This window comes from Bariatricus sp. HCP28S3_D3 (genome assembly GCF_052065755.1).
Taxonomy (GTDB): Bacteria; Bacillota; Clostridia; order Lachnospirales; family Lachnospiraceae; genus Allocoprococcus.
On the sequence record NZ_JBQHTK010000081.1, the window covers coordinates 1 to 1,164 of the forward strand.

General features: G+C 40.6%; 1 protein-coding gene. It reads right to left on the bottom strand.

Annotation, left to right across the window (positions count from 1 at the left end):
* Positions 1-107: 107 nt before the first annotated feature.
* Complete coding sequence (locus tag ACTNB3_RS17755; protein WP_441027281.1) at positions 108-1,016, bottom strand: tyrosine-type recombinase/integrase; 909 nt, start codon at positions 1,014-1,016, stop codon at positions 108-110.
* Positions 1,017-1,164: the final 148 nt, after the last annotated feature.

Consider the following 1,164-nt stretch of genomic DNA (forward strand, 5'->3'; position numbering starts at 1 on the left):
CTGCCATAACCTATCCTCCATAATTGTAGTGAAATAGTCTAAATATCTATCGACTACAATTATAGGCAAAACTTGAGGATCAGGAAATCCGCAGGAATATTTGGCGCTTACATGATATCTATATCCTTGCTTTCAAGTTCCTGGATGATATGTAGGTAGGTCTTTTGTGTTGTAGTCATATCAGAGTGGCCTAATCTACGTGCAACGCTTGCTATAGATACTCCTGCAAATAATAGAAGGGAAGCATGTGTGTGTCTTAACCCATGTACTGAGATTACTGGTATTTCAACTTTCTTACAATGCCTAGCAAGAAGATCATTTACTGTCGAATTGTAAATATTGCCTTTGATAAAAATAGGTTCGTCCTCCGGTAACTGCCTTACAAGCTCTGCAAACTGCATTACTGTTTGCCAGTCTAAAGGAATCTTTCTGATAGAAGATTCATTCTTAGTGGGAAGAAATCCACCGTTACCTTTGTAATCCCATGTCTTTGAAACTGAAAGCATTTGACGAGAAAGGTCAAAATCCTTTGGGGTGAGAGCTAATGCTTCAGAAAACCGCATACCGGTCTTAGCAATTAAAAGAAGAAGCCAATCTAAATTAATTTCTGACTTAAGATCCAGATCGTCCAGCAGCTTGTGAAGTTCATACTGATTAAGATACTTTGGTTTCTTTTCCCTAGGTGTTTTTCCTTTGATGATAGCTTTACGAGTGGGATCTCTCTGAATGAGCCCTTCATCCACTGCATCAAGAATGGCACACTTGAGATGATGGTGAAAATCCATAGTGGTCTGTCGTTCATGTTCAGAAGCATAGTCGTTCAGAAGCTTCTGATATGCAAAGCGATCAAGGTCTCCTAGAGTCAGGTCAGGGGCAAGCTTCTCGAGCCAGTGATGAGCCATATTGTACTTGTTCATGGTGACGGGACGGATGGCTCCTTCTTTATAGACGGTAATCCATTGTTTATAATAATCGCAGAATAGAGTGGTACTACCGTTGACTGTCGTTTGGTTCATTTGTAAGTCCTCCTTTTTGTGTAGTGATACGCACGCCGATGAAGGGTGATAAGGTTGTCGAGATTTGAAAAATATTCGCCAATCTTCCCCTGCTCAGCAATAGATGTGATTGGCACTTCGACATCTTTGATTGCTCCTATTGGAAGTT

Bases quoted from the DNA above. Each gene is read 5' to 3' on its own strand.
- ACTNB3_RS17755 (WP_441027281.1), bottom strand. From the start codon at position 1,016: ATGAACCAAACGACAGTCAACGGTAGTACCACTCTATTCTGCGATTAT.